The sequence below is a fragment of the Melaminivora jejuensis genome, from assembly GCF_017811175.1.
In the GTDB taxonomy this organism is placed as follows: Bacteria; Pseudomonadota; Gammaproteobacteria; order Burkholderiales; family Burkholderiaceae_C; genus Melaminivora; species Melaminivora jejuensis.
This window is the reverse complement of record NZ_JACWIJ010000002.1, coordinates 2591398-2614812: the sequence shown is the minus strand read 5'-3', so window position 1 is coordinate 2614812 and position 23415 is coordinate 2591398. Positions and strand designations below refer to the sequence as shown.

At 70.5% G+C, this 23415-nt stretch carries 20 protein-coding genes and 1 pseudogene; 10 read left to right on the top strand and 11 right to left on the bottom strand.

What is annotated here, in order from left to right:
• The 6 genes from IDM45_RS12300 to apaG all read right to left on the bottom strand — a co-directional run bounded on the left by IDM45_RS12300 (position 1) and on the right by apaG (position 7817).
• Positions 1 to 1731 carry a DUF4139 domain-containing protein gene (locus tag IDM45_RS12300; RefSeq protein ID WP_209423094.1) on the bottom strand — a complete coding sequence of 577 codons (1731 nt, stop codon included), beginning with the start codon at positions 1729 to 1731 and terminating at the stop codon, positions 1 to 3.
• Positions 1732 to 1790: 59 nt separating this feature from the next.
• Complete coding sequence (gene thiL, locus IDM45_RS12295) at positions 1791 to 2774, bottom strand: thiamine-phosphate kinase (protein WP_209423093.1); 984 nt, start codon at positions 2772 to 2774, stop codon at positions 1791 to 1793.
• Between the two features lie 94 nt (positions 2775 to 2868).
• On the bottom strand, positions 2869 to 3990 hold the full coding sequence (locus IDM45_RS12290; protein WP_209423092.1) for a YbdK family carboxylate-amine ligase: 1122 nt from the start codon (positions 3988 to 3990) through the stop codon (positions 2869 to 2871).
• Positions 3980 to 5257 carry a cation:proton antiporter gene (locus IDM45_RS12285; RefSeq protein ID WP_209423091.1) on the bottom strand — a complete coding sequence of 426 codons (1278 nt, stop codon included), beginning with the start codon at positions 5255 to 5257 and terminating at the stop codon, positions 3980 to 3982. The genes IDM45_RS12290 and IDM45_RS12285 overlap by 11 nt, the downstream gene beginning before the upstream one ends.
• A 140-nt stretch (positions 5258 to 5397) precedes the next feature.
• Positions 5398 to 7410 carry a site-specific recombinase gene (locus IDM45_RS12280; protein ID WP_209423090.1) on the bottom strand — a complete coding sequence of 671 codons (2013 nt, stop codon included), beginning with the start codon at positions 7408 to 7410 and terminating at the stop codon, positions 5398 to 5400.
• Positions 7407 to 7817, bottom strand: a complete 411-nt coding sequence (apaG, locus tag IDM45_RS12275) for a Co2+/Mg2+ efflux protein ApaG (protein WP_209423089.1) — start codon at positions 7815 to 7817, stop codon at positions 7407 to 7409. Before apaG ends, IDM45_RS12280 begins: the two co-directional genes overlap by 4 nt.
• A gap of 89 nt (positions 7818 to 7906) precedes the next feature.
• On the opposite strand from apaG, the gene rpe reads away from it, so the two are divergent.
• Positions 7907 to 8587 (top strand): ribulose-phosphate 3-epimerase, encoded by a 681-nt coding sequence (gene rpe, locus IDM45_RS12270; RefSeq protein ID WP_209423088.1) that lies wholly within the window; start codon positions 7907 to 7909, stop codon positions 8585 to 8587.
• Positions 8588 to 8642: 55 nt separating this feature from the next.
• Here the strand turns inward: rpe and IDM45_RS12265 are convergent, their stop codons facing one another.
• On the bottom strand, positions 8643 to 9026 hold the full coding sequence (locus IDM45_RS12265; RefSeq protein ID WP_209423087.1) for a hypothetical protein: 384 nt from the start codon (positions 9024 to 9026) through the stop codon (positions 8643 to 8645).
• Between the two features lie 210 nt (positions 9027 to 9236).
• Here IDM45_RS12265 and gph point away from each other — a divergent pair, with 210 nt between their 5' ends.
• Positions 9237 to 9983 carry a phosphoglycolate phosphatase gene (gph, locus tag IDM45_RS12260; RefSeq protein ID WP_209424108.1) on the top strand — a complete coding sequence of 249 codons (747 nt, stop codon included), beginning with the start codon at positions 9237 to 9239 and terminating at the stop codon, positions 9981 to 9983.
• On the opposite strand, the gene IDM45_RS12255 is transcribed toward gph, so the two are convergent.
• Positions 9953 to 11557, bottom strand: a complete 1605-nt coding sequence (locus tag IDM45_RS12255; protein WP_269783626.1) for a methyl-accepting chemotaxis protein — start codon at positions 11555 to 11557, stop codon at positions 9953 to 9955. The genes gph and IDM45_RS12255 overlap by 31 nt on opposite strands.
• Positions 11558 to 11655: 98 nt before the next feature.
• Complete coding sequence (locus tag IDM45_RS12250) at positions 11656 to 12270, bottom strand: chalcone isomerase family protein (RefSeq protein WP_209423086.1); 615 nt, start codon at positions 12268 to 12270, stop codon at positions 11656 to 11658.
• A gap of 431 nt (positions 12271 to 12701) precedes the next feature.
• Between IDM45_RS12250 and trpE the strand changes: the two genes are divergently transcribed.
• The 8 genes from trpE (at position 12702) to IDM45_RS12210 (ending at position 20986) form a co-directional block, all read left to right on the top strand.
• Positions 12702 to 14201, top strand: a complete 1500-nt coding sequence (gene trpE / locus IDM45_RS12245; protein ID WP_209423085.1) for an anthranilate synthase component I — start codon at positions 12702 to 12704, stop codon at positions 14199 to 14201.
• Entirely contained in the window at positions 14198 to 14563 is a 366-nt protein-coding gene (locus IDM45_RS12240) for a chorismate mutase (RefSeq protein WP_209423084.1), read from the top strand. Before trpE ends, IDM45_RS12240 begins: the two co-directional genes overlap by 4 nt.
• On the top strand, positions 14560 to 15135 hold the full coding sequence (locus tag IDM45_RS12235) for an anthranilate synthase component II (protein ID WP_209423083.1): 576 nt from the start codon (positions 14560 to 14562) through the stop codon (positions 15133 to 15135). Before IDM45_RS12240 ends, IDM45_RS12235 begins: the two co-directional genes overlap by 4 nt.
• Positions 15136 to 15297: 162 nt before the next feature.
• Positions 15298 to 16341, top strand: coding sequence for an anthranilate phosphoribosyltransferase (trpD, locus tag IDM45_RS12230; protein ID WP_209423082.1), 1044 nt, complete (start codon positions 15298 to 15300; stop codon positions 16339 to 16341).
• A complete protein-coding gene (locus tag IDM45_RS12225) occupies positions 16338 to 16511 on the top strand; it encodes a hypothetical protein (RefSeq protein WP_209423081.1) in 174 nt (57 codons plus the stop codon). Before trpD ends, IDM45_RS12225 begins: the two co-directional genes overlap by 4 nt.
• Positions 16512 to 16532: 21 nt before the next feature.
• A complete protein-coding gene (gene trpC / locus IDM45_RS12220; protein ID WP_209423080.1) occupies positions 16533 to 17333 on the top strand; it encodes an indole-3-glycerol phosphate synthase TrpC in 801 nt (266 codons plus the stop codon).
• Positions 17334 to 17458: 125 nt separating this feature from the next.
• Positions 17459 to 20209, top strand: a complete 2751-nt coding sequence (locus tag IDM45_RS12215) for a diguanylate cyclase (RefSeq protein WP_209423079.1) — start codon at positions 17459 to 17461, stop codon at positions 20207 to 20209.
• A gap of 48 nt (positions 20210 to 20257) precedes the next feature.
• Positions 20258 to 20986: a uracil-DNA glycosylase gene (locus tag IDM45_RS12210; RefSeq protein WP_209423078.1), complete on the top strand. Its 729-nt coding sequence runs from the start codon at positions 20258 to 20260 to the stop codon at positions 20984 to 20986.
• Between the two features lie 40 nt (positions 20987 to 21026).
• Here IDM45_RS12210 and IDM45_RS12205 read toward each other — a convergent pair.
• Both IDM45_RS12205 and queA read right to left on the bottom strand, forming a co-directional pair.
• Positions 21027 to 22252, bottom strand: a pseudogene (locus tag IDM45_RS12205) (MFS transporter).
• Entirely contained in the window at positions 22249 to 23337 is a 1089-nt protein-coding gene (gene queA / locus IDM45_RS12200; protein WP_209423077.1) for a tRNA preQ1(34) S-adenosylmethionine ribosyltransferase-isomerase QueA, read from the bottom strand. The pseudogene IDM45_RS12205 and the gene queA overlap by 4 nt, the downstream one beginning before the upstream one ends.
• Between the last annotated feature and the right edge of the window lie 78 nt (positions 23338 to 23415).

The following is a 23415-nucleotide window of genomic DNA, read 5'->3' as shown; positions in this document are numbered from 1 at the left end:
TCAGCGCCGCTCGCGCAGCAGCACGTCCTTGTCGTGGCGCAGGACGTGCCGGGCGGCAAAGCGCGCACTGGCGCCGGCGGCCAGCGGCTGGCTCCAGGCGATGGTGCCGGGCTGGCCGCGCCAGGCGGCCTCGGCAGGGGCCGGCTCGTAGTGCGACTCGACCTTGACCTGCGCGTCGCGCGAGACTGGCGCGGCGTCCAGCACCTGCAGCTGCACGCTGCGCTGGTGGCGGTTGGTGAAGGTGTAGCTGCGCTCGGTGCTGCGTTCGGTGCGCGCGCCGGTCAGGCCGGCGCTGGCGCTGTGCTGCTGCTCAGGCTCGGCGCTGACGCCGATGCGCTCGTCGCGCCCGAAGGACAGCTCGGGCTGCGCCTGCGCCTGCGCCGATGTCGCATCCAGCGTGCCCTGGCCGACATAGGCGCCGTCGCGGTACAGGGCCACCGGGCCGGCGGGCCAGACGCCGGGCAGCGGCGCCAGTTGCGCCACCAGGTAGGCGCTGGCGTCCAGCGCCGGCGTACTGCGGCTGAACAGGCTGGCCGGCAGCTCCTGCGCCTGCAGCGCCAGGGCGATGCGCGGGCCGCCCGAGGGCACGCTGACGCGCTGCGGCACGGCAAATTCGGTGGCGTAGGCGCCCTCGGCCACGGCGACGCTGAAGTCCGGCTGCGCCTCGTCGGCGGCTGCGCCGGCGGCCTCGGGCCGGGCCAGGCGCGCCATGGCGGCAGGCGCCGGGGTCGGCAGGGCGCTGGGCGGCTCGGCCATGGGTGGGCGCACATCGACTGTCCAGGGGCGCGGCAGCGGGGCGGCGCTGGCGCGCAGTGGCTGGCCGGTGGACAGGGTGAGGGCGGCGTCCTGCCAGTCCTCGCCGGTGCTTTGGCTGACCAGCGCCAGGCGCTCCAGGCGCACCGAGGGGCTGGCGCTGGCGGTGTCCAGCGTGGCGCGGTAGCTGGGTGACCAGCTCGGGCCGCGCACCTGGTAGCTCAGGCGCAGCTCGGTCTCGCGCGCCGCCGCCAGGGCGATGCGCACGCTGGCCACGCGCGCCTGGGGGCCGAAGGCGCGCTCGCGCTCGGCGCTCAGGGCCTTGAATTGCTGCTCCAGCTCGTCCTGGCGCGCGCGGGCCTGGTACAGCCGGCCCAGGGTGTCCTGGCCGACGCGCTGCAGTGCCTCGGTGGTGGCGGCGATCTGGCCGGGGGCGGGCGCCGCGCCGCCACGGCTGGCCGCAGGGGCGGCAGGGGCTGGGGCGGCGGCAGCGGCCGTGCTGGCAGCGGGTGGGGCGCCCGGAGCACTGCCGGCCACGCTGTGCAGATAGCCCTGGGCCAGCTCCAGCGCCCCGGTTTCGGCCCGGGCCTGGGCCAGGCGCTGTTCCAGCTCGCGCACGCGCGCATCCAGCGCACTGGTGCAGCCGCTGGCCAGGGTGCGCGGCTGCACCTGCACGGCGATGTCGCCGACCTGCAGCGCTGCGCCGCCCGCCGCCGGCGCGGCCTGTACCTGCACGCTGCCCGCGTCCAGGCCGGCTGGCAGGCAGTCGAAGAGCACGCTGCGGCTGCCCGCCGGCACGCGCGCCGTGCGCTCGACGGTGGCGCTGCCGGGGTAGAGCTTGACGGCGCTGATGCGCGAGGCCAGCGGCTGGCCTTGCGCCAGGGCGCTGCCGTGGCCCAGCAGCAGCGCCGTGGCCAGCACGGCGGGCAGGACGGGCAGGGCCGAGAGGGCGGGGTGGCAGGGCTGAGGCAAGGGCATGGCGAAACTCCGGTGAGGGCAGGACAGATGGGGTGCCGTCGGCTCGGCTGCTGCGCGGGTCAGCCGAAATGGTCGAACGAGGCAAAACGGCCCGCCACCGCCTGCCCGCTGGCATCGACCAGGCGCAGGCCGGCCTCGGCCTCGATGCGGCCGATGCGGGTGACGTGCGTGCTGCTGTCCGCGCCGGCCTGCTGCACGGCGGCGCGCTGCGTGGCCGGGGCGGTGAACAGCAGCTCGTAGTCGTCGCCGCCGGCCAGCGCGCAGCGCATCAGCAAGAGACGATCGAAATGGGCTTTTCCCAAGGCCAATCTTGCGCAGTCAGCTAGTAAATCAGTAGCAATATCGGCTTGCACACAGGCGCCCACGCCCGAGGCGCGCAGGATGTGCGCCAGATCGCCCAGCAGGCCGTCGCTGACGTCGATGGCGCTGCTGGCGATGCCGCGCAGGCGCTGGCCCAGGGCCAGGCGCGGCATGGGGCGCTCCAGGCGCTGGCGCAGCAGGGTCAGCAACTGCTCGCCCGCCGCAATCTGCCCGCGCAGCGCATCCAGCGCCAGCCGCGCCTGCCCGGGCCGGCCACTGACCCAGAGATCGTCGCCCGCGCGCGCGCCGCTGCGCAGCAGGGCCTGGCCGGCGGGCGCCTGGCCGAAGACGGTGATGCAGATGTTGAGCGGCCCCTGGGTGGTGTCGCCGCCGACCAGCTGGCAGCCGCTGTCCTCGGCCAGCTCCAGCAGGCCGCGCGCAAAGCCCTCCAGCCAGACCTCGTCGATGCGCGGCAGCGCCAGCGCCAGGGTGAAGGCCAGCGGCTCGGCGCCGCAGGCAGCCAGATCCGACAGGTTCACCGCCAGCGCCTTGTGCCCCAGGTGGGCCGGATAGACGTCGGCAAAGAAGTGCCGGCCCTCGACCAGCATGTCGCTGGAGACGGCCAGCTGCATTCCGGCAGCCGGCTGCAGCAGTGCGCAGTCGTCGCCCACGCCCAGCGCCACGCCGCCGCCCGGGCGGGCGGGGCGGGTGAACCAGCGTGCAATCAGGTCGAATTCGCCCATGTTGGGTGGTGATTTGGTATCAAATCGGCCTCAAGGCCTTGTGGGGCAAGCGTTGATAGCTATCAAAATAGTTGTGTGTTGTGCGCGCAGGCTCTCACGGCTGCCCGCGAAAGCGCAGCGCTGCCTGGCGGCTGACCTCGGCCAGCAACTGCTCGTCGCGCATCCGGCTGCGCAGCCAGCGCGCGTCGTTGTCGCCGGCGATGGCCTCGCCGCGCAGCATGTGCAGCGCGCCCGAGGCGCCCAGGCCGTTGCCGTGGCGCGCGATGTGGTCGATGGTCTGCACGATGTGCTCGCGCAGCGGCATGTGGCTGCCCGTGGCCGGATCGACATAGACCGCATCCATGCCGAAGCGGCAGGCCTGGAAGCGGTTGTAGGTATAGACCAGGTAGTCGTCCTCGGCGGGCGTGAAGGGCTGCTCGGCCAGGAACCACGCGGCCAGCGACTGCACGAAGCCGGCCAGGGCGGCGGCGCGCTCGATGGTCAGAGGCGTGTCGAAGACGCGGATCTCGATGGTGCCGAACTCGGGCTTGGGCCGGATGTCCCAGTAGAAGTCCTTCATGCTCTTCACAACGCCGGTGCGCGTCATCTTGTCGAAGTAGCGCCCGAAATCCTCCCAGGTCAGCACGCAGGGCGCGCGGCCCGACAGCGGGAAGGCGAACACCGAGTTCAGCCGCGCCGAGTCGAACGCCGTGTCCTGCCCCTGCACGTAAGGGCTGGAGGCCGACAGCGCGATGCAGTGCGGGATGTAGCGGCTCATGCGGTGCAGCATGACCAGCGCCGCGTCGGCATCCGGGCAGCCGATGTGTACGTGTTGGCCGAAGATGGTGAACTGCTTGGACAGGTAGCCGTACAGCTGCGACAGCTCCTGGAAGCGCGGCTTGTCGTAGATGCGCCGCTCGTGCCACTGCTGAAACGGGTGCGTGCCGCCGCCGACCACGGCGATGTTGAGCTTGTCGGCGCTCCTGACCAGCGCGTCGCGGATCTGCGCGAGCTGGCCCAGCACTTCGCTGGAGCTGTGGCATACGCCGGTGGAGACTTCGATCATGCTGCTGGTCATCTCCGGCACCACACTGCCGGGCAGCGGGGTCTTGAGCATCAGGCGCAGCATGTCCTCGGCATAGGGCGCCAGGTCGTAGTCGTGCGTGTTCACGAGCTGCAGCTCCAGCTCGACGCCCAGCGTCAGCGGCTCGGATTTCTGGAAGGCTTCAAGGCTCACGGCGGCTGTCCTTTTCGCTGGCTGCGGCGGCTGTGGCGGCGCTGGCGCGGCTGCCCCAGGGCCTGGAGCTTTCGCCAGCGCGGTAGATGGCAAAGGTGGCGATGACGGCGCCCAGCACCTCCATCAGCAAGATGGCCGGCAGGGCGATGCTGGAGACCAGCGCGCCGGTCTCGGCGTCCGCTGCCACCAGTTGCGAGGCCACCAGCAGGGCAATCGCCGACATGGGCGCCATGGCGCCGCTGACCCATACCGCCTGGCGCCAGCTGGCGCCGCTGCCGATGTTGCCCAGGCCCACGCCCACCGCCTTGGCCACCAGGCGCGCGGCGATCAGCGCCAGCACCAGGCCGGCCACCAGGGTGCTCCAGTCGGCTTGCGCGGCCACGGTGGACACCAGCACGAACATCAGCATGGTCAGAAGCGAGGTGGCCGAGCTGGACTGGCGCGGCCAGGCCCAGGGGCGCGGGTGCAGCTGCTTGAGCAGCATTCCGCCCAGCAGCGCCGCCAGCGGCGCCGAGCCGCCCAGGTGTGCGGCCAGTGCGGTCGAGGCCGCCACCAGCGTCAGCAAGAGGATGGCGGTGTTCTCGCTGGACGGGCTCATGATGCGCAGCGCCAGCCGCATCAGCAGCGACAGCAGCGCCCCCATGGCGACCGAGATGCCCAGCACCACCAGCACCGGGTACAGCGCGTCTCGCCAGTCGCCAGCGGGCTGGGTGGACATGCCGGCCTGGGCGCTGCCCAGCGCCAGCGCATACAGCGACGACAGCGTGGCCAGCACGATGGCGCGATCCGTCACCGGGCCGGCGGCGCGCGTGTCGGCCACCACGCGCATCAGCACCGTGGGCGAGGCCGCCAGCGCGATCAGCGCCAGCGGCGCGGCGGCACGCTCGGGCACCCCCAGCCACGCCAGCACCCCATAGACCGCGCCCCAGGCCAGCGCCGACTCGGCCAGGCTTTGCACCAGCACCATGGGGTTGTGGCGGAACCAGCGCAGCGGGATGCGCCCGCCGGCCTCGAACAGCACCAGCGCCACCGCCAGCTCGACCAGGAACAGGCCGATGCCCTGCAGCGGCCACAGCACGCCGGAAAAGCCCAGCAGGCCGGCCACCGTGCCCACCAGGGTGTAGCCCACCACCTTGGGCAGGCCGCTGTAGCGCTGCAGAAGATAGCCAGCCACGGTGGCCGCCGCCAGCAGCAGCGACCACTGCACCGTCGGCAGCCCGGCGGAAGGACGCAGCCACTGGGCCCAGAAAGTCATCCATTCATTCATCGTTGCAGCCGGCGCGCCAGGAGGCGCGCAATCAGTGTGTTGTCTTTCCGAATGTATCGGCGCCGCTGGCAGCAGTGCTGTAGGACGCCGGGCAGGGCACCTTAGCAGACAGGCCGGCGGCGGGCCGGCCAGCGCAGCGCTCAGGGGGCTGCCTGCCGGGGCGTGGCGGTGGCGGCGCGCCGTGGTGGCAGGAAGAAGCTCGCCGGCGCCCGCCGCAGGCGCGCGCGCAGCGCGCGGTAGATGCGCGTGCGATCCACGCCGCTGACGTTATGCGCGCGCAGGGCGACGCGAAACGCCAGGTAGAAGCTCACCAGCACGTTCAGCGCGCCGTTGAACGGAATCAGGGCCACGGCCCACCAAAACAGTGGCTCGTGCAGCGTCTGCCAGCCCAGCGAGGCGGCGGCGGCGCCGATCTGGCCGGCGGTCAGGGTGACGTGGCGCACTTCCAGCGCCAGCCCGAAGAAGCCGGCAAAGGCCGGTGTCAGGCCCAGCATGAAGCCCAGCGAGATGTTGGCGGCAAAGCCGGAGATGTTCTCGCGCAGGTACAGCGCCCAGCGCGCCGCACGCTCGCGGCCCAAGGCGCGCGTGATGCGCGGGTTGAACTCGATGGCCGAGTCCAGCCGGCGCAGCACGAACCAGTTCTCCATCCAGCCGGCGAAGATGCTGGAGGCAAACAGCAGTACGCCGGTGAAGGCGGCAAACAGCACCGATGGCCCCAGCAGATGCAGCGAATCGAGTACCTGGCGCGCGTGCGCCGCATCGAGCGCCGGCGCGCCCTTGATCCAGCCTATGCCCAGCGCCAGCGCCAGCGCCCCGGGCAAGACCAGCAGCACGTTGCCCAGCACGGCAGCCACCTGCGAGCGCACCAGGTGCGTCACCTTGTCCACGAATTCCTGCACGCTGGCGTCGTCGTGCAGATCGCCCAGCTTGGCGGCCATGGCCGGCGCGGTCATGGCCGGCTGCTTGGTGGCGACGGTGAAGTGCAGCAGCTGGATCAGCACGAAGCTGGCCGCGTAGTTGATCCCAGCCAGAAAGCCGCCCCAGAAGACCGGCAGCGCCAGCGCGTACAGGCCCAGCTTGATGAGCGTGGTGAAGGCCATGACCAGGCCGCCGCCAGCGGCCATGCGCACCATGGCCAGGTACTCGCCGACGGTGCGGGTGATGTAGTGCTCGCCGGTCTCGGCGCTGCGCTCGGCCACCTTGGCCGCCAGCAGCGAGGAGCTGGTCGCCAGCAGTGCGCGGATGCTGCGCCGCTCGCGCCCCACCGTGACCAGTTGCGCCAGCAGCCGCACGGCAGAGGCAGCCGGGCGGGCGGTGAGCAGGCACTCCAGCAGGTCGCGCACGCGCAGGATGCGCTCGCGCAGCTGGCGCAGGCGAAACACCAGGCCGACCGAGATGCCCTCTTGCTCGAAGTGCGCATAGACGGTGCTGGCGGCGGCGCGGCAGGCGTCGAGCCGCTCGCGCAGGCGCTGCACGGCCTCGTCGCGCCGCTCGGGCGTGCGCAGCGGGTGCAGCACTTCCACGCGCAGGCTCTCCACATCGCGGATCAGGGCGTGGAAGGGCTGGGCCTCGCGCGCCTGCTCGCTCATGCGCAGGCGCAGCTCGGGCGCAAAGCCGGTGGACAGGATCTGCCCGGCGCAATACGTCATGGCGTCCAGCAGCGCCACCTGCCAGGCGCCCGCGCCGTTGCCCTCCAGGCTCTCGGGGGCGATCACGGCGCGCAGCCGTGCCAGCAGGTCGTCATCGATGGCGGCCAGCCAGCGCGCGTCGAAATCGCCCGGCAGCGCCAGCATGAACAGCTCGGAGGCATCCAGCGTGTCCGGGCTGGCCGGCAGCAGCTTGTAGCGCAGCCGCTCGGCCAGCTCGCTGCCCATGGAGGTGCGCTGGGCGAAGCCGAAGTCGGCCAGCAGCGTGGTGATGTCCAGCGCCTGGGTCAGCTGGCCCCACCAGGCGGCCAGGCGCGCAGCGGTGTCGGGCGAGCGCTCGGCAGCCTCGACCAGCAGTGCCACGCGCCCGGTGGCGGCTTCGACCGAGCGGCCATCGCCGCGAATCCAGTCCAGCAGGGCGATCAGCTGCAGGTGCCGCTGAGCGGTGCCGGCGCGGGCATCCAGGCCGGCCAGCAGCGTGGCCAGCGTGGGTTCAGGCGGTCTCAATGCAGTACCCGATGGGTTGGGGCGCCGGGGTTGCCACCAGCCGGCCCGTCGGCTTCGAGCACGAAAAGCGCCACCGGGCACTCGAAGCGCTCGCCGTCCTCGGCTACGCAGAAGAAGCTGCCGTGCATGGTGCCGCTGGCCGTGCGCAGCCGGCAGCCGCTGGTGTAGCGAAAGGACTCGCCCGGGCGCAGCAGCGGCTGCTGGCCGACCACGCCCAGGCCCTTGACCTCCTCGACGTGCCCGCCCGCGTCCACGATGACCCAGTGGCGCGCGATCAACTGTGCGGTCACGCTGCCGGTGTTGGTGACGGTGATGGTGTAGGCGAAGCTGTGGATGCCGCGCCCGGGCGCGGACTGCTCGGGCAGGTACTCGGGCTGCACTTCGGCCTGGAACTGGTACTGAGGCATCGCGCGATGGTAAAGGCAATGCCGGGCGCTGCCAGGGCGCCAATCGCCATGCGCGGCGCGTAGGCGGCGGGGCTGCGACAATTTGGCGCATGAGCCGCACCTACCGCATCGCCCCCTCCATCCTGTCCGCCGACTTCGCCCGCCTGGGCGAAGAAGTGCGCGACGTCATCGCCGCCGGCGCCGACTGGATCCATTTCGACGTCATGGACAACCACTACGTGCCCAATCTGACGCTCGGCCCCATGGTCTGCCAGGCGCTCAAGCCCCACGCTGTGACGCCGGATGGCGTGGCCGTGCCCATCGATGTGCATCTGATGGTGCAGCCGGTGGACGAGCTGGCCACGGCGTTTGCCAAGGCCGGCGCCGACTACATCAGCTTCCACCCCGATGCCTCGACGCACGTACACCGCAGCATCCAGAACATCAAGGCGCACGGCGCGCGCGCCGGCCTGACCTTCAACCCGGCCACGCCGCTGGACGTGCTGGACTGGGTCATCGAGGACATCGACCTGATCCTGCTCATGAGCGTCAACCCCGGCTTTGGCGGCCAGAGCTTCATCGACAGCACGCTGCGCAAGGTCGAGGCGGCGCGCCGACGCATCGACGCCAGTGGCCGCGACATCCGGCTGGAGGTCGATGGCGGCATCAAGGCCGCCAACATCCGCCGCGTGGCCGATGCCGGCGCCGACACCTTCGTGGCCGGCAGTGCCATCTTCAGCCAGCCCGACTACCGTGGCGTGGTGGACGCCATGCGCGCGGCGCTGGCCTGATCTGATGGGGGCAGGCCAGAGCGTCTGGCCGCAGCGCACAACCTCTGCTGCCGCTTCACTGGCGCACCGGCACGATGGTCGTGGCCTCGCGCAGCACGCCGCCGCCCTCGACCGAGCCGGATACCGGGTTGCTGCGCACGCGCTTTTGGCAGTCAGACCTGTCCTGCTCGTTCTTGAACACTTCGCAGCGCGCTGTGGCGTTGCGCTCGTAGGTGCTGTCGCCCGGGCTGGTCAGCTGGCCGTTGCGTGCAGCCTGGGCAGCGGCGCCAGCCTCGCGAATGCAGGCCGCGCGGCTGGCCTCGGATACCTGGGCGCAGGCGGCGCGCTCTTGCTGGTAGTGGCTGCGGGTCTGATTGGCGTTGTTGCCGGCGGCCTGGGTGGCGCCACACAGCAGCAGGGCGGCAGCGCCGGCGAATGCGGTGAATCGGGACAGGGCCATGGTGCTTTCTCCAAAGGGTTGATGAATGTCCGGCATTGAACAAGCGGCCACGAACAGGCATGGACAGGCATGGACGGGCCGGGAAAATACCGCTGCAAGGCTAAGTCTGCCCGCCCCGCACCGCCTGTCCGCGCCCGGCCCCGCCGACTGTCGGACACTGCCGCGCCCCCGCTCACACGCATGTTTCTCTCCTTGCCCGACCACGCCATCATGACCATCGATGCCACCACGCCTGCTTCCTGTGCCCATTCCAGCCTTCCCGGCAACCTGCTGACGCGGGTGGACGCCGCCATGGTCGATCTGGACGGCACACTGGTGGACACCCTGGGCGACTTTGCCCAGGCCCTCAACCGGATGCTGGCCGACCTGCAGTTGCCGCCGATCGCCGCCGACACCATCGGCCACATGGTCGGCAAGGGTTCGGAGCATTTGCTGCGTTCAGTGCTGAAACACGTTCTGAGCCTTTCTGGACAAGCGCCAGCAGCTATGAATATCGAAGCGCAATTGGAGCAGCTCTACCCCGCCGCCTGGCAGCGCTACCAGCACCACTACCTGGCCATCAACGGCCAGTTCGCCCAGGTCTATCCCGGCGCGCGCGAGGGGCTGCAGAAGCTGCGCCGCGCCGGCCTGCGCCTGGCCTGCCTGACCAACAAGCCGACGGACTTTGCCCTGCCGCTGCTGCGCGCCAAGGGCCTGCTGGAGCATTTCGAGCATGTCTTCGGCGGCGATGCCTTCGAGCGCAAGAAGCCCGATCCGCTGCCGCTGCTGCGCACCTGCGCGGCCCTGGGCAGCGCGCCGGCGCGCACGCTGATGCTGGGCGACTCCAGCAACGACGCGCGCGCCGCCCGGGCGGCCGGCTGCCCGGTGGTGCTGGTGACCTATGGCTACAACCACGGCCAGCCGGTGCGCGAAGTGGACGCCGACGGCTACGTCGATACCCTGAGCGCGCTGGCCTGAGCGTCTGCCAGGCGATCCACCAGGCGAAACACCGCCACCTCCTGCACCAGCTGCCCCGCCTGGGCCTTGAGGCTGCTGGCGGCAGCGGCGCTTTGCTCGACCAGTGCGGCGTTTTGCTGGGTGGCGTGATCCATCTGGGTGATGGCCTCGCCCACCTGGGACACGCCACTGGCCTGCTCGCGGCTGGCGGCGCTGATCTCGCCCACGATGTCGGACACGCGGCGGATGGCGCCGACGATCTCGCCCATGGTGGCGCCGGCCTGGTCGGCCAGTTGCGTGCCCTGCTCGACGCGCTGCACGCTGTCGGTGATGAGCTGCTTGATCTCGCGCGCGGCTTCGGCACTGCGCCCGGCCAGGGCGCGCACTTCGCCGGCGACCACGGCAAAGCCCCGGCCCTGCTCGCCGGCGCGCGCCGCTTCGACAGCCGCGTTGAGCGCCAGGATGTTGGTCTGGAAGGCGATGGAGTCGATGACCTGGATGATGTCGGCGATCCTGTGGCTGGCATCGTTGATGCCGCGCATGGTCTGCACCACCTGATCGACCACGCTGCCGCCCTGGCTGGCCACGGCGCTGGCGCTGTGTGCGAGCTGGTTGGCCTGCTGCGCGCTGTCGGCGTTGTGGCGTACGGTGGCGCCGAGCTGCTCCATCGACGCTGCCGTTTGCTGCAGCGCGCTGGCCTGGCTTTCGGTGCGTGCCGACAGATCCTGGTTGCCCTGGGCGATCTCGGCGCTGGCCGTGGCCACGCCCTCGGCGTTGCTGCGCACGCCCGAGACCACGCGCGTCAGGCTGGCCTGCATGTCGTGCAGTGCGCGCAGCAGCGCGGCGGCCTCGTCGCGGCCACGCACCTCGATGCTGTGCGTCAGGTCGCCCTGGGCAATCTGGCCGGCACGGCGCACCGCCAGCGCCAGCGGCGCGGTGATGGAGCGGCTGAGCAACCAGGCGGCAATGCTGCCCAGCAGCAGCGCCGCCACGGTGCAGGCGATCAGCACGAGGCGGCCTTGCGCCGCCATGGCCTGGTTGCGCTGGTGCGATTGCTCGTCCAGGCCGGCCTGGTATTGCTCGAACTCCACCAGGCTGCGCTGGAATTCTTCTGCCCGCGCCTTGAGGTCGCCGGCCAGCAGGTGGGCCGTGTCCTCGCCTGCCGCCTTGCGCTTGATGGCATCGTCGCGCCCCGAGCGGAAGGCTTCGCGGGCTTTCTCGATCCGTTGGAAGAGCTGCCGCCCATGATCTGTCCTGAGCAGGCGCTGCACCGTCTTGCGCGCCTCGGCGGTTTCGGCGGTCGTGCGATCCATGTCAGCCTGCCAATACTGCAGCCGGTCGCTGCTGCCATCGAGCAGCACGGCCTGCGTGCGCACCCAGTTCAGGTCTGCGGCCTGGCGCCACTGGCGGGCCGCCTGCACGCGGGCGTTGTCCACGCGCACCATCTGCTGCGTGGCCTGGGACAGCTCCTGCAGGCGCCACACGCCGATCGCGCCCATGAGCACAATGATGAACAGCAGCAGGCCAAAGGCCAGGCCCAGGCGGGGGCCGATCTTGAGGTGATCCAGGTGCATGGGCAGGAGTGTGATGGTCATGCCGGCGCCGCTGCACAGGCCCTGGCGCCGGCTGGGTTGGGGCAAACTGCCAACTGTAGCGCCAAGCCCGGGCTGCGGGCCGTCCTGCCCGCGCCGCCCTAGGCGCCGGAGGCCTTGCCCAGCAGCGCGTCCTTGAGCTTCCAGTCCGCCGGCTGCTGGCCCAGCCAGATGGCCAGCAGCGCATCGAAGAATTCCGGCTCCTTGAAAGGGCCGCCCTGCGGCTGGCCCTTGACGGTGACCAGGGTGCCGGTGCCGGGCAGCCAGTCGATGGTGAAGCTGTCGCCGGCCTTGAGCATCTTGTGGTCGGAAAAGATCTGGCTCATGCGCAGCACGCCGGGCACCAGCCTGGAAAAAGTGCTGCGATCCATGTTGTCCTCCATGCCGCGCGAGAACAGCCGGCCCAGCTCGGCCGAGTCGATGTCGCGCAGCATGGTGATGGCCAGGCGCTTGGGGCTCTTGAGCGCATTGACCTCGGCCTGGCTGGTAGCCTTTTTCTCCAGGTACAGGCCGGCGGCATAGACCTTGAAGACGGTCTTGTAGCGCACGCCTGCGCCATTGAGCTGCAGGGCCTGGCCTTGCACGCTGACCACGGGCTCGAAGGCCACATCGCCCACCGTGACCGGATCGGCGGCCTGGGCGGACAGGGGCAGCAGGCACAGGCAGGCAGTCGTACCCAGCCATTGCATGGCGCGGCGCCGGTAGAGAAAGGTCATGGCGGAATCTCCGGAAAAGAACGACCGTGCTTTTTCATATTGTTACGGTATCCCCGGCGTGCGGGCAATAGGGTTTTCGCCCGGACGGTGGCCGGATGCTGCGCCCGGTCAAGGCGCTTTGCTACACTTTCCCGCTGCGTCCGGCAAAGACCGGCGCCGGCCCGGGATCCAATCCAAGCCAACCAATCGGACAACAGAACATGCATCGCACATTCATTGCAGGTCGCCGCGACCGGGGGGCCTGGCCCTGGCGCAAGCCTGCAGCGACGAAACCGTGACCGATGCACCTGGGCTGCGCTCCCAGCGTGCGCCCGAGGCACCACTGCCACCGAAGCGGCAGTGCGCTGCCGGCCCAATGAACCCCTGCGGCGCCCTGTTGCCAAGCCATCGGAGTGCATGGCGCGCGCCGCTCCTGCCGGGAAGCATCCTGCGTGATCACCGAACTGGAATTCAAAAGCCTGGCCCATGAGGGCTACAACCGCATCCCCCTGATCGCCGAGGCCTTCGCCGATCTGGAGACCCCGCTGTCGCTGTACCTCAAGCTGGCCCACGCGCGTGGCGACGGCACGCACAGCTTCCTGCTCGAATCCGTCGTGGGCGGCGAGCGCTTCGGGCGCTACAGCTTCATCGGCCTGCCGGCGCGCACGCTGCTGCGCGCCAGCGGTTTCGGCGCGGCTGCCAAGACCGAGGTAGTGACCGACGGCCAGGTGGTCGAGACGCACGCCGGCAACCCGCTGGACGTCATCGCCGACTACCAAAAGCGCTTCAAGGTGGCGCTGCGGCCGGGCCTGCCGCGCTTTTGCGGGGGCCTGGCCGGCTACTTCGGCTACGACGCAGTGCGCTACATCGAGAAAAAGCTGGAGCACTCCTGCCCGCCCGACACCCTGGACTGCCCGGACATACTGCTCTTGCAGTGCGAGGAGCTGGCCGTCATCGACAACCTGTCGGGCAAGCTGTATCTGATCGTCTATGCCGACCCGGGCGTGCCGGAGGCCTACGCCCGGGGCAAGAAGCGCCTGCGCGAACTCAAGGAGCAGCTCAAGTACTCGGTCAGCGCCCCGCAGGTCAAGGCCAGCGAAAGCCACCCGGTGCAGCGCAGCTTCGCCAAGCAGGACTACCTGGCGGCGGTGCATGAGGCCAAGGAGCTGATTGCCGCCGGCGACTTCATGCAGGTGCAGGTCGGCCAACGGATGCACAAGCGCTACACGCAAAGCCCGCTGTCGCTGTACCGCGCGCTGCGCTCGCTCAACCCCTCGCCCTACATGTATTACTACCACTTCGGCGACTTCCACGTGGTCGGCGCCAGCCCGGAAATCCTGGTGCGCCAGGAGGCCACGCCCGAGGGGCAGAAAGTGACCATCCGCCCGCTGGCCGGCACGCGCGCGCGCGGCGCCACGCCCGAGGCTGACCGCGCCATCGAGCAGGAGCTGGTGGCCGACCCCAAGGAGCGCGCCGAGCACGTCATGCTGATCGACCTGGCGAGAAACGACATCGGCCGCATCGCCAGGACTGGCACGGTGAAGGTCACCGAGGCCTTTGCCGTGGAGCGCTACAGCCACGTCATGCACATCGTGAGCAACGTCGAGGGCATCCTGCAGGACGGCATGAGCAGTATGGACGTGCTGCGCGCCACCTTCCCCGCTGGCACCCTGACCGGCGCGCCCAAGGTACACGCCATGGAGCTGATCGACCGGCTGGAGCCGGTCAAGCGCGGCATCTACGGCGGCGCCTGCGGGTATCTCAGCTTTGCCGGCGACATGGACGTGGCGATTGCCATCCGCACCGCCATCGTCAAGGACGGCACCTTGTACGTGCAGGCCGCGGCCGGCGTGGTGGCCGACTCGGTGCCGGAGCTGGAGTGGAAGGAAACCGAGCACAAGGCGCGCGCGCTGCTGCGTGCCGCCGAGCTGGTCGAGGAGGGCCTGGAATGAGCGCGCGCGCCATCGACAAGACCCGGCACTGCGCCGGCATGGGCCAGGTGCGCGCGCACATCGACGCGCTGGACGACATCCTGGTGCCGCTGCTGGTCGAGCGCGGCGGCTATATGACGCAGGCCGCGCGCATCAAGCCGCGTGCCGAGGATGTGCGCGACGAGGCGCGCATCGAGCAGATCGTGCAGCGCGTGCGCGCGCGCGCCGCCGCCGAAGGGGGCGAGCCCGACGTCATCGAGGCCATCTACCGCGCCATGATGGAGGCCTACATCGCCTTCGAGCACCGCGAATTCGCCCGCCTGGCCGCCGCCGGCAACGGACGCGACCCCAAGGCCCAGCCGCAACAGGAGACTACGCCATGACCCGCGTGCTGATGGTGGACAACTACGACAGCTTCACCTGGAACATCGTGCAGTACCTGGCCGAGCTGGGCGCGCAGGTGCAGGTGTTTCGCAACGACGAGATCGACCTGGCCGGCATCGAGCAGCAGGCGCCCGAGCGGCTGGTGATTTCGCCCGGCCCATGTTCGCCCGCCGAGGCCGGCATCTCGGTGGCAGCCATCCGGCACTTCGCTGGCCGCCTGCCCATCCTGGGCGTGTGCCTGGGCCACCAGAGCATCGGCGCGGCCTTTGGCGCGCGCATCGTGCGCGCGCAGGAGCTGATGCACGGCAAGACCAGCACCATCACCACCACGCAGCAGGGCGTGTTCGCCGGCCTGCCGCGCCAGTTCACGGTGAACCGCTACCACTCGCTGGCGATCGAGCGCGCCAGCTGCCCCGAGGTGCTGGAGGTGACGGCCTGGACGGAGGACGGCGAGATCATGGGCGTGCGCCACAAGGAGCTGGCCATCGAGGGCGTGCAATTCCACCCCGAGAGCATCCTAACCGAGCACGGCCACGCCATGCTGCGCAACTTCCTGGAGCAGCGCGGCTGACGTTCTTGCCCCCTCTCCCGCGCGCGGGAGAGGGTTGGGGTGAGGGTGCCGGATGCGGGCGTGGCGCCTGAACTGCCCCTCACCCCAGCCCTCTCCCAGAGGGAGAGGGGGCAAGAAGCCGTGCCGGAACTGCGTGAACAGCTATCAAGATTGGAGCATCCGATGACCCCCATCACCCCCCAGGAAGCCCTGCAGCGCACCATCGAGCACCGCGAGATCTTCCACGACGAGATGCTGCACCTGATGCGCCTGATCATGGGCGGCGAACTCTCGCCGGTCATGGCGGCGGCCATCCTCACCGGCCTGCGCGTCAAGAAGGAGACCATTGGCGAGATCACCGCCGCCGCCCAGGTCATGCGCGAGTTCTCGCGCAAGGTACATGTGCAGGATGCCACGCACCTGGTGGACATCGTGGGCACCGGCGGCGACGGTGCGGGCACCTTCAACATCTCCACCTGCGCCACCTTCGTGATCGCCGCCGCTGGCGCGCGCGTCAGCAAGCACGGCGGGCGCAGCGTCAGCAGCACCTCGGGCAGCGCCGACGCCATGGAGGCGCTGGGCGTGAACATCATGCTCAGCCCCGAACAGGTGGCCGCGTGCATCCGCGAGGTCGGCATCGGCTTCATGTTCGCGCCCAACCACCACCCGGCCATGAAGAACGTCGCCCCGGTGCGCCGCGAGCTGGGCGTGCGCACGCTGTTCAACATTCTGGGGCCGCTCACCAACCCGGCGGGCGCGCCCAACATCCTGATGGGCGTGTTTCACGAAGACCTGGTCGGCATCCAGGTGCGCGCGCTGCAGCGCCTGGGCGCCGAGCACGCGCTGGTGGTCTATGGCCGCGACGGCCTCGACGAGATCAGCCTGGGCGCGGGCACGCTGGTGGGCGAGTTGAAGGACGGCGTGGTGCGCGAGTACGAGATCCACCCCGAGGACTTCGGCCTGCGCATGGCCGGCACGCGGTCGCTGCGCGTGGACAACCCGGGACAGTCGCGCCAGCTGCTGCTGCAAGTGCTGGAGGGCGCCAGCGGCCCGGCGCGCGACATCGTCTGCCTGAACGCCGGCGCGGCGCTGTATGCCGCCGGCGTCGCGCCCGACATCGCTGCCGGCCTGGCGCGCGCCCAGGCGGCCATCGACAGCGGCGCGGCCCTGGCCAAGCTGCGCGAGCTGGTCGCCCACACCCAGGCCCTGGCCCCGGCGGCGGCATGAGCCTGCTGGATGCCCCCATCTGGCACGACCCTGGCACCTGGATCGTGCTGGGCGTGTCGCTGCTGTCCATCGTCGTCGCCATCGCTATGCACCAGGTCATCCGCCGGGTGCTGCGCGCGCCGCCGCCGCCCGAGCCCGGCGCCGGCCAGCCTGACAAGAACCCTGACTGACCCGCGCCCCAAGGAGCCGCCATGTCCGACATCCTGCAGAAAATCTGCGACACCAAGCGCGAGGAAGTCGCCGCCGCAAAGAAGCGCCTGCCCCTGGCCGACATGCGCCGCGACGCCGAAAGCCGCGTGCTCACGCGTGACTTCGAGGGCGCGCTGCGCGCCAAAATCGCTGCCGGCCAGGCCGCCGTGATTGCCGAGATCAAGCGCGCCAGCCCCAGCAAGGGGGTGATCCGCGAGGATTTCATCCCCGCCGACATCGCGCAAAGCTACGCCCAAGGCGATGGTCGCGTGAGCGCCGCCTGCCTGTCGGTGCTGACCGACCGCCAGTACTTCCAGGGCAGCGGCGACTATCTGAAGCAGGCGCGCGCCAGCTGCCCGCTGCCGGTGCTGCGCAAGGATTTCATGGTCGATGCCTACCAGATCTACGAGTCGCGTGCGCTCGGCGCCGATGCCATCCTCCTGATCGCCGGCTGCCTGGACGACGCGCAGATGGCCGACATGGAGGCCATCGCGCACGGCCTGGACATGGCGGTGCTGGTGGAAGTCCACGACGGCGCGGAACTCGAACGCGCGCTGCGCCTGAAGACGCCGCTCATCGGCATCAACAACCGCAACCTGCGCACCTTCGAGGTCAGCCTGGACACCACGCTGGCCCTGCGTCGCGAAGTGCCGCCAGAGCGCCTGCTGGTGGCCGAGTCCGGCATCGCCACGCGCGCTGATGTGCAGTGCCTGCGCGAGGCCCATGTCCACGCTTTTTTGGTGGGCGAGGCCTTTATGCGCGCGCCCGAGCCGGGTGCGGCGCTGGCACAACTGTTCGCCTGAGCGCGGGCGGTCACTGAGCCGCTGGGCCGCTGAGGGCAAGGACGCATTTCCTACAATGCGTCTTTTTGTAACTGACCGGCTGCACCATCGCGTGGTGCGCAGCCACCCAGAACACGGATTCTTGCTTGCTGCAGACTTTGCGCTCACCCCCGCCACGCGTCGTGCGCGAGCGCTGGCTGCTGCTGCTGGCGTGGCTGGCGCTGGGCGTGCTGCTGGCCGGCTTCCTGGGGCTGGAGCGGCGTGAGCTGGAGGACGGCGAGCGCCGGCGCCTGGCGCACCAAGCCGGCATCGTCCATGACAACCTGGCGCGCCACCTCACGGCCATCAACAGCGTGCTGGGGCGGCTGGTGCGCGATGCAGGCAGCGCACAGGCGGGCGGCGGCAGGGGACTGGCGGTGGACAACGCCCGCCTGCGCGCCTTCAGCGAAGCGCTGGCCGGGGTGCGTACCCTCAACGTGCTGGACGCCAATGGCCGCGTCACCGCCTCCAACCGCAGCGAGCTGATCGGCCAGGAGGTCAGTTGGCGCCCTTACTTCCAGCGCGCGCAGGCGACCGCGGAGCTGCAAACGCTGGTCGTCAGCGCTCCGTTCAAGGCCACCCTGGGCGGCTGGTACCTGATCTTGGCGCGCATCGTGCCTGCGCCCGACGGCAGCTTTGGCGGCATGGTCATGGCCACGCTCGATCCGGAGCAGTTCGTGACGCTGCTGCAGTCCATTCGCTATGCACCGGACATGCAGGCCGGGCTCATCCACGGCGAAGGCCTGCGCTTTTTGCTGGTGAACGAAGCCGGCGCCGCGCCCGCGCCCTCAGGGCCTGCCGACGCCGGCCCGATGGTCAACCTGGCGCAGCCCGGCTCGCTGTTCATGCAGCACCGCAGCAGTGGGCGCGCGCAAAGCGTGCTGCTGGGCCCCATCGTGGCCAGTGCTGGCGTGCCGGTGCTGGCAGCGCTGCGCACGGTGCAGCCGCCCGACTTGCACATGGATGTGCCGCTGGTGGTGGGCGTGGCGCGGCAGTGGGACGTGCTGCTGGCCGGCTGGCGCACCAGGGCCTGGGTGGTGGCCGTTGCCTGGCTGCTGGGCGGGGCGGGCGTCGCCGCGCTGCTGCTGTCGGTGCAGCGGCGCCGGCGCGATGCCGCCTTGCACGCCCAGGAACTGGCGCACCAGCACGAGGCGCTGGAGGCGCGCTGGCGCGCCGTGCTGGAGGCCACCAGCCTTGGCGTGTGGGAGTGGCGCAAAGAGGACGGCGGGCAGATTTATTTCTCCCCGGCCTGGAAGCGCCTGTTGGGCTATGGCGACAGCGAGATCGAAGCCGCTGCCTTCGACTGGCGCACGCATCTGCACCCTGACGAGCGCGCCCATGTGCTGCACGAGCTCAAGCAGCACTTGCACGGCGACACCCCGCTGTACGACGTCACGCACCGCATGCGCCACCGCGCTGGCCACTGGTTTTGGGTCACGGCGCGCGGGCGGGTGCTCGAGCGCGATGCCCAGGGGCAGGCGCTGCGCTTTGTCGGCACTTATGGCGACGTGGCAGAGCACGGCGAGCACCGCATCCGGCTCGACCGGCTGGCCGAGAACATGCTGGGCGTGCTCTACCAGTACCAGCTCGAACCCGACGGCAGCAGCTTTTTTCCCTATGCCAGCGCCGGGATGCACAGCATCTATGGCCTCTCGCCCGAGCAGTTGCGCGTCGATGCGGCGCCGGTGTTTGCGCTCATCCACCCGGACGATCTGCACGCCCTGCACGCCTCCATCGCGCAGTCCCAGCGCAGCTTACAGGACTGGCACGCCGAGTACCGCGTGCGCCTGCCCGGCGGCGGCGAGCGCTGGATGGCCGGGCAGGCCCGGCCCCAGCGCCTGGCCAGCGGCGGCACGCTGTGGCATGGCTACATCCGCGACATCACCGAAGCCAAGCAGCAGGCGCTGCAGCTGCAGGAGACCGAGCGGCTGCTGCAGCACTTGATGCAGGAGATGCCCATCGGGCTGGCCATGGTGGATGGGCAAGGTCGGTTTTATTTTCGTAACCGGCGCTTTGCGGCGTATTTCGGCTATGACGATGGCGAGATGGCCACGCTCGAGCAGTGGTGGACTGCCATCTACCCGGAGCCGGCCTATCGCCAGCAAGTGCAGGCCACCTGGGCGCAGGCCGTGGCGCGCGCCGCGCAAGGCGGCGGCGACATCGAGGCGCGTGAATACCGCACCCGCGCCAAGGACGGCAGCGAGCGCGTCATGGCCATCGGCGGGCTGGTGTTCGGCAACCACTTCCTGGCCACGTTCCAAGATCGCACCGAGCAGCAGGTGCAAAGCGAGCTGCTGCGCCGCCTGGCCTACATGGACGGCCTGACGGATGTGGCCAATCGGCGCCACTTCGACCAGACGCTGGAGGCCGAGTGGCGCCGCTGCCGGCGCAGCCACCAGCCGCTGGCGCTGATCTTGCTCGACATCGACCACTTCAAGCAGTTCAACGACCGGTACGGCCACCAGGCCGGCGACGAGTGCCTGCGCCGGGTGGCGGCGGCGCTGCGCAGCGGGCTGTCGCGCTCGCACGACTTGGTGGCGCGCTATGGTGGCGAGGAGTTCGTCTGTCTGCTGCCTGAGTCGGCCCTGGCCGGCGCCGCCACGCGGGCCGAGGCGCTGCGCCAAGCGGTGCAGGCGCTGGGCATCGAGCACGCCGGCAGCCCGGCGGGCGTGGTCACCATCAGCGCCGGCGTGGCTGCCCTGGTGCCCGAGGCCGACAGCAGCCCCGCAGCCCTGCTGGCCCTGGCCGACGAGCGCCTGTACCGGGCCAAGGCGCAGGGGCGCAACCGGGTAGTCAGCGCGCTGGCTGCGGATGGCGCAGGCCAGCCAGACCCTGCAGGCCAGGACGGTGAACTATGAAAAACATAGCTGTCAGCGCTTGACTGGCAAGGGGAAAAGGCCTTTTTGATGCAAAACCAACCCTCCGGCCACGAGGCCACGCAACTGCACAGCGCCGACCCGGCAGACTGGCCGGTGGCGCCGCTCTGGCAGCCGCTGGTCGATGACTTCTTCGCCAGCGAGCGTGGCCAGGCGTTGCTGGCCTTCCTGCGTGCGCGGCTGGACGCCGGCGCGGTGATCTTCCCGCCGCAGCCGCTGCGCGCGCTGCAGCTCACGCCGCCAGGCGCCGTGCGCGTGGTCATCCTGGGGCAAGACCCCTACCACGGGCGCGGCCAGGCCGAGGGGCTGGCGTTTTCCGTCCAGCCGGGCGTGCGCATCCCGCCCTCGCTGCGCAACATCTTCAAGGAGCTGCAGCGCGACCTGGGCGTGCCGCCGCCGCCTTTTCCGGCGCCCGGCGGCAGTCTGGTCAAGTGGGCCAAAGGCGGCGTGCTGCTGCTCAACACCACGCTGACGGTGGAGGAAGGCCAGGCCGCCAGCCATGCCGGCAAGGGCTGGGAGGTGCTGACCGATGCCGTCATCCGCCACGTTGCCGAAGGCGCGCGGCCCGTGGTCTTCATGCTCTGGGGCAGCCACGCCCAGGCCAAGCGCGCGCTGATCCCGTCGGATCGCGGCCATCTGGTGCTGCTGGCCAACCACCCCTCGCCGCTGTCCGCCGAGCGCCCGCCCCGCCCCTTCATCGGCTGCGGCCACTTCGGCCAGGCGCGGGCGTTTCGGGAGAGGCTGAACGTCGAAGGTTGAAGCTCTGGCGTGAAAGCCCGCACAACGCCTGAAAGAGGCGTCAACGCGCGCAGCGCTCCCCCGTGCCGGGCAGCAACGCCGTCACCAGGCCCAGCAGCGGCAGCCAGGCGCACCACTGATAGACGCGCACGATGCCGTAGCTGTCGGCCAGGTGGCCCAGGCTGGCCGCGGCAATGCCGCTCACGCCGAACATCAGCCCGAACATGACGCCCGAGACCAGGCCCACGCGCCCCGGCACGGCCTCCTGGGCATAGACCACCAGCGCGGCAAAGGCCGAGGACATGACCAGGCCGATGGCCACCGCCAGCACGGCCGTCCAGAAGGCGCTGGCGTGCGGCAGCAGCAGGGCAAACGGCGCCACGCCCAGGAACGACACCCAGATCACCGCCTTGCGCCCGATGCGGTCGCCCACCGGCCCGCCGACGAAGGTGCCCGCCGCCACCGCCGCCAGGAACAGAAACAGGTACAGCTGCGCCTCGCGCACCGGCAGCCCGAAGCGCTGCATCAGATAGAAGGTGAAGTAGTTGCTGAAGGTGGCGATATAGACGAATTTGGCGAACATCAGCACGGCGATGACGGCCAGCGCCCGCACCAGCGCCGCGCGCGGCAGGGCGGCGGCGGCCTGCTGCGCGCCAGCGGCCAGCGGCGCCGGGGCGTGCCTGAGCGTCCAGCCGGTGATCTTGAGCAGCACGGCAATGCCGGCCAGCGCGGCCAGCATCAGCCAGCCGATGGCCCCCTGGCCGTAGGGCAGCACCACGGCAGCCGCCACCAGCGGCCCCAGCGCCGAGCCGGTGTTGCCGCCGACTTGGAAGGTGGACTGCGCCGTGCCAAAGCGCCCGCCCGAGGCCATGCGCGCCACGCGCGAGGCCTCCGGGTGGAAGGTCGAGGAGCCCACGCCGATCAGCGCCGAGGCCGCCAGCAGCAGGGGATAGCTGCCGGCCACCGCCAGCAGCGCCACGCCGGCCAGCGTCACCGATGCGCCCAGCGGCAGCAGGTAGGGCAGGGGCGGCGGTCGGTGTACAGGCCGATCCAGGGCTGCAGCAGCGAGGCCGTGAGCTGATAGACCATGGAAATCCAGCCTACCTGCGTGAAGCTCAGCGCGAACTGCGTCTTGAGCATGGGATAGATGGCCGGCAGCACGGCCTGGATCATGTCGTTGAGCAGGTGCGCCAGGGCGGCTGCGCCGACGATGTGCGTGACGAAGCCGGTGCTGCGTGCGGCGGCGGCTGCAGCGGCTGCGTCCACGGTCGCGGCCTTGCCGCTCATGGCTGGCGCTCCAGCAGCATGGCGTCGCCGTAGCTGAAGAAGCGGTAGTGCTGCGCCACCGCGTGCCGGTACAGCGCCATGACGTGCTCGTAGCCGGCAAAGGCGCTGACCAGCATCATCAGCGTGCTTCTGGGCAAGTGGAAGTTGGTCACCAGCAGATCGACCACCTGGAAGGCAAAGCCCGGCGTGATGAAGATGTCGGTTTCGCCCGTGGTGCGGCCGCTTTGCGCCCAGGATTCGAGCGTGCGCACCGTGGTCGTGCCCACCGCCACCACCCGGCCAGCGCGCTGGCGGCAGCGCTCCAGGGCGGCCAGGGTGGCGGGCGGGATGTCGTACCACTCGCTGTGCATCCGGTGCTCGGCCAGGTTCTCGGTCTTGACGGGCTGGAAGGTGCCGGCGCCCACGTGCAGCGTCACGCTGGCCGTGTGGATGCCGCGCTCGGCCAGCTGCGCCAGCACGCCGGCGTCGAAGTGCAGCGCGGCGGTGGGCGCGGCCACGGCGCCGGGGCGGGCGGCGAACACGGTCTGGTAGCGCTGCTCATCCTCGGCGGCGTCGGCATCGTGGCCGCCGGCCTGCTGGCGCTCGATGTAGGGCGGCAGCGGCAGGTGGCCGTGGCGCTGCATCAGCTCGTGCGCCGTCTCGCCATTCGGTGCGCGCAGCGCCAGGCGAAACAGCGGGCCGTCCCGATCAGGCCAGCGCGAGAGCAGCACGGCGTCGAAGCCGCCGCGCGCCAGGCCGCCGGCCAGGTGGATGGCATCGCCCACGCGCGGCTTCTTGCTGACCTTCATGTGCGCCACGACCTCGCCGCCGGCCAGCACGCGCTCGATCAGCAGCTCCAGCCGCCCGCCGCTGGCCTTCTCGCCAAACAGGCGCGCACGCAGCACGCGCGTGTCGTTGAAGACCAGCAGGTCACCCGGCGCCAGCAGCGCGGGCAACTCGCGGAAGATGCGGTCGGCAGGGGGCAGCGCGCGGCCATCGAGCAGGCGCGAGGCGCTGCGCTCGGGGGTGGGGTGCTGGGCGATGAGAGACTCGGGCAGGGCGAAATCGAAATCGCCCAGGGTGTAGGTGCAGTCGGCGTCGGCCATGCGGGTCGGAGGCGGCAAAGGGCGCGATTGTCGCAAACCGGCCCGACCGGTGCGGGCGCGGGTCTTCGCGGCCCGTAC